Below are 3,768 nucleotides of genomic sequence, written 5' to 3'. Positions count from 1 at the left end.
TCCCGGGCGCAGGTCGAGCAGCGGAGCAACCGGCGTGGCCCCGAGCGCGTGTCGTACCACTTGCGGTGACGAATATTCCCGAGACCTGGCTGGCCTGAGGCTGGACAAGCAGGGCCCTGGCAGCGGAAACTGTCGAGTGAGGGTGATTGCATCCGTCCGGGGATACGCCCCGGACGCCCCTCATGTCAGGCATGTCGGTTATGATTCCAGCCTTCTACCGCAAAGTCAGGCGGGCAGGAAAATACACGCCGGGATGGCAATTCCCGCGCTCCTGAAGAAGGCCATATGGGCGTCCCGAGCGGTCTCGCCAGGAATTTCACCGAGGGGTTCTAGGTGCAACATGCCCCATTTTGCAGATTTTTGAGGAGCTAGCGACTTTACCAACGGAATCCAATGCTAGTTAAACCCCATCCTCCAGGCATCGAAACAGTCACGCTGCCCGCTTATTCGCCGGAATTGCAACCTGTTGAGCGCATCTGGGAGTTGACGGATGGGCCGCTGGCGAATCGTTGTTTCGAGTCGTTGGAGGAGCTTCAGGACGTGCTGGGCCAACAGTGTGCCTGGCTTGAAAATCAGCCTGACCTCATCACCCAACAGACCCTGTTCCACTGGTGGCCTCTCTGCACTAATTAATCGGAGTCCGTATCATACACTGGATCAAGCCGATGAAGCCCATCTCTGCGAGTTCGTCCGCTGCGAGCTGGAAGCAGCTCTGGATGGTGTTGACGATCTGTGGCTCCCGGCAATAGTCAAAACTGGTGGTCTGGCGGGGCAGCGGGCGGCGGCGCGGAAGTCTGGGACTTGCGAAGCTCGGGCTTCATGGCTTCAGGCTTGACGGGTTCGGGTCTGAAGATCTCGGTTTTGGAGGTCTCGGTTTTGGATGCTTCAGCCCTGGCCCCCACACCCCCGCCGCCCGCACCCAGCCCTGGCTTGCTGACATTCGGCGAGAAGCTCGACGACGAGATCACCACCGGATTCTCGGCGCTGCCCCCGCTCTTTCTGAGTTCCAGGTCTTTAACATTCTGACCCCCGGATGCGGCGGGCGCGGCGGGAGGCCTGGCAGCGGCGGCGTCCTCCTGCGCGGGGGCGGCGCTAAAGGTCAGGGGAGACCCGGCTTCCCCCGTCGCGCCGCCCTCTTCAGCCTCCGCCTCGCTGGCGCTGGCGGATTCGTCCGGCTGCGCCTTTTCCTGCTGAGTGCCAGCGGGCTTGGGCATTCCGGCAACCTCGGAGGCCGTTTCTTCCGGCTGGCCGCCCCGAGATTCGCCGTCCTGAGCCCTGGCCTCCCCACTTCCTGCGGCCCCGAGATCCGCAGCGGGCGCGGACCCAAAGGTCTTGGCCCCGCCCAGGGCCGGCGTGGGCGAGTCCGGCAGGTCCTTGGCGCGGGCGGTGGCGCTCCTGACGCCCTTAAAAAAGCTCTGGACCTGGCCCACGTCAAAGCCCAGCAGGCTGGCGGTCAGGGCGGTTCCGGCGGGGGTTTCCACCCGCAACAGCCCGGCCTGATCGCTGTGGATCCGGGTCAGGTCACGCAGGGTCACGCGCCGGGTGCCGCCGCCGTCCTGGTAGACCAGCATGTCGTCGGTCAGGACGAACAGCGCGTCCTCACGCTCCAGCGACATTCAGGGGCACTGCGGTGATTCCACTGGTTTTCAGGGCCGTCTGGGCGCGTTCACTGGGGGCACTCTGGGTCATGTTCTCTCTTCGGGGGTGGGTCGGTGGGCCAGGGCTGAACCGCAGGGTTTAGCGGGGTCTCGGCGGTGTTCTTGACGCACAGCATACCGACTCGGCACGCCCACGGGGGGACGCCCTGCCCGGCGTTCATGTCGCCCCGGCCCCGCCAGGCAGCGGGCCAGCCGGGAACCGGATGAAGAAGACGCCACCCCACACCTCACCCGCCGGGGCAGGCGGGGGCGACAGACTGGCCCCATGACCGATTCCTCTGACCGCTACGGCAGCGAACCCCTGGGCAAGAGCGTCGAGGAGGTCGAGAGCGAGGCGGGCAACCGTGTCAATCCCTCGGTGCCCGGCGAGCAGGTCCGGCACGACGAGGAGGTGGCGATGATTCCCGCCGTCTCGAACAGCAACATCAACACCAATCCTGGGGTGATCGTGCCCCGTACCCTCCTGACCGACAGCGGTATGGTGGAGGAACGCCGGGACCGGGCGCAGAAAGGTCCCGATGCCGGGCAGAGCAGCGAGAACAGCGAGAGCTGAGCGCCGACGCGGGAGGCCACGGCGGCGTGACCTGTGGGCCGACATAAGGAAGGGTGCACCCCGACCTCACCCGAATGAACCGGCAGTCGCCCAGACTGCGGGCATGACTGACAACCGATACGGCGACACACCCCTGGGCAAGAGCGTCAAGGAAGTCGAGAGCGAGGCGGGCAACCGCGTCAATTCCCCGCTGCCGGGTGAGGCCAGGCGAGACCTGGAGGCCGACGCGGCCTTCATCCCCGCCGTGGTGGGTGGCGGTAACCTTGCTGTCGCCGCGCTTGTCGTCAATGACCCTGACGTTCTGGTCGAGGGCGGCAGTGGCCCCGATGATGATCACCGGGACCCGGCAGAGCGGCCCATGAGGGGCTGGGCCGACCAGGATCAGGTCAATACGCCCATGCCGGACCGGGACCGCGGCACCAGCGAGAGCTAGGTGTTCCGGGGCTGAGCGGTAGGGGTCTCAGGTCAGGTCGCGTGGCCGGTAGGTGACTGCCTCGGCCAGATGCGGCTCGCCCACATCACGCTCTCCAGCCAGGTCAGCCACCGTGCGGGCCACGCGCAACACCCGGTCGAAGCCGCGCCCCGTCAGCCCCAGTTGCCGCGCCGCCGCACGGATGGACCCCTCCGGGCCGGGGGCCAGCGGCGCGTATTTTCGCAGGGCCTGGCCGGCCAGATCGGCGCTGCGGCCTCCCTGCCGCTCCAGCATCCGGCCCCGCGCCGCTGTAATCCGTGTGCGGACTGGGGCCGAGGCTTCCGGCTCCGGCGCGCGGGTCAGCTCGTCGACGGTCAATCTGGGCACCCGGCACACGATGTCCAGCCGGTCCAGCAGCGGGCCGCTGATTCTGGCCGCGTACCGCGCCCGCTCGGAGGGCGTGCAGGTGCAGCCCTTTTCCGGGTCACCGAGATGGCCACAGCGTCCACGCCCCGACATGTCGGGGGCGTGGACGCTGTGGCGAGAATCCAGCCAGACGCATGAATTCGTAGGTGCGGCTCAGATAGACGTCTTTGCCAAGCTGATCCCTGATCCAGTCCTGAACCATTTTGCCGCTCCAGACGACGCCTTGACCGAAATCCGCCTGGAGTTGAGCAGCCAGTCGCTGCTGCTCACCCGTAGTGAGGACCGACGGTGCGCCCTGATTGTGCGCTCGGCCATCCCCGAGACCATCCAGACCCAGGGTGTGAGAGCGGTCCAGGACTTTCCGCGCACCTGAGACGGAGTAGTGAGTCAAGGCCAGCAGCTCGACTTCGCTTTTGCCTTTGGCAAGAAACGCAAAAAACTGCGCTCTGCGCCGTTCTACGGCGCAGGTGCTGGACCGGAAAATGGCCCAGAAATCGGCAGCGGAGTGGTGGAGTTAAACGGAAGTATGAAAGAGTTTGATGGCTCCATTCTACACGATCTAATCGGAGTCCGTATAAGTTGCACCAGGTTCATGTTGTGCCTTCATGTCTTCACAAGTTCTTCAATTCAGTACTGGACAACTTGATGTTGACAGTGTTCTGAACGGCATTTTTGCCGTTTGGGCATTTGATCGTAGTCTGAAACGGCAGTAGGCGGCT

7 protein-coding genes and 1 pseudogene are annotated in these 3,768 nt (G+C 65.0%); 5 read left to right on the top strand and 3 right to left on the bottom strand.

Annotation, left to right across the window (positions count from 1 at the left end; translation table 11 throughout):
• Nucleotides 1–429 precede the first annotated feature (429 nt).
• A pseudogene (locus tag Q319_RS27660) lies at nt 430–633 on the top strand (hypothetical protein); the annotation flags it as partial.
• Nucleotides 634–749: 116 nt separating this feature from the next.
• On the opposite strand, the gene Q319_RS27655 reads toward Q319_RS27660, so the two are convergent.
• Complete coding sequence (locus tag Q319_RS27655; RefSeq protein ID WP_029484652.1) at nt 750–1,616, bottom strand: hypothetical protein; 867 nt, start codon at nt 1,614–1,616, stop codon at nt 750–752.
• A 307-nt stretch (nt 1,617–1,923) separates the two neighbouring features.
• Between Q319_RS27655 and Q319_RS0122555 the strand changes: the two genes are divergently transcribed.
• Nucleotides 1,924–2,211: a hypothetical protein gene (locus Q319_RS0122555; protein ID WP_029484651.1), complete on the top strand. Its 288-nt coding sequence runs from the start codon at nt 1,924–1,926 to the stop codon at nt 2,209–2,211.
• A 103-nt stretch (nt 2,212–2,314) separates the two neighbouring features.
• A complete protein-coding gene (locus Q319_RS25110; protein ID WP_034416470.1) occupies nt 2,315–2,644 on the top strand; it encodes a hypothetical protein in 330 nt (109 codons plus the stop codon).
• 27 nt (nt 2,645–2,671) lie between these two features.
• Here the strand turns inward: Q319_RS25110 and Q319_RS0122545 are convergent, their stop codons facing one another.
• Both Q319_RS0122545 and Q319_RS29240 read right to left on the bottom strand, forming a co-directional pair.
• A complete protein-coding gene (locus Q319_RS0122545) occupies nt 2,672–3,142 on the bottom strand; it encodes a magnesium chelatase subunit ChlI family protein (RefSeq protein ID WP_029484649.1) in 471 nt (156 codons plus the stop codon).
• Entirely contained in the window at nt 3,108–3,251 is a 144-nt protein-coding gene (locus Q319_RS29240) for a winged helix-turn-helix domain-containing protein (protein WP_081846249.1), read from the bottom strand. Before Q319_RS29240 ends, Q319_RS0122545 begins: the two co-directional genes overlap by 35 nt.
• A 21-nt stretch (nt 3,252–3,272) precedes the next feature.
• On the opposite strand from Q319_RS29240, the gene Q319_RS29235 reads away from it, so the two are divergent.
• On the top strand, nt 3,273–3,422 hold the full coding sequence (locus Q319_RS29235) for a hypothetical protein (RefSeq protein WP_162178702.1): 150 nt from the start codon (nt 3,273–3,275) through the stop codon (nt 3,420–3,422).
• A 9-nt stretch (nt 3,423–3,431) separates the two neighbouring features.
• Nucleotides 3,432–3,695: a hypothetical protein gene (locus Q319_RS27645; RefSeq protein ID WP_156039557.1), complete on the top strand. Its 264-nt coding sequence runs from the start codon at nt 3,432–3,434 to the stop codon at nt 3,693–3,695.
• Nucleotides 3,696–3,768: the final 73 nt, after the last annotated feature.

The sequence above is a fragment of the Deinococcus marmoris DSM 12784 genome (assembly GCF_000701405.1).
Classification (GTDB): Bacteria; Deinococcota; Deinococci; order Deinococcales; family Deinococcaceae; genus Deinococcus; species Deinococcus marmoris.
The sequence above is the reverse complement of the archived record's forward strand: the minus strand, read 5'-3'. Positions and strand labels throughout refer to the sequence as shown.

Bases quoted from the DNA above. Each gene is read 5' to 3' on its own strand.
- Q319_RS27655 (WP_029484652.1), bottom strand. From the start codon at position 1,616: ATGTCGCTGGAGCGTGAGGACGCGCTGTTCGTCCTGACCGACGACATG.
- Q319_RS0122555 (WP_029484651.1), top strand. From the start codon at position 1,924: ATGACCGATTCCTCTGACCGCTACGGCAGCGAACCCCTGGGCAAGAGC.
- Q319_RS25110 (WP_034416470.1), top strand. From the start codon at position 2,315: ATGACTGACAACCGATACGGCGACACACCCCTGGGCAAGAGCGTCAAG.
- Q319_RS0122545 (WP_029484649.1), bottom strand. From the start codon at position 3,142: ATGTCGGGGCGTGGACGCTGTGGCCATCTCGGTGACCCGGAAAAGGGC.
- Q319_RS29240 (WP_081846249.1), bottom strand. From the start codon at position 3,251: ATGGTTCAGGACTGGATCAGGGATCAGCTTGGCAAAGACGTCTATCTG.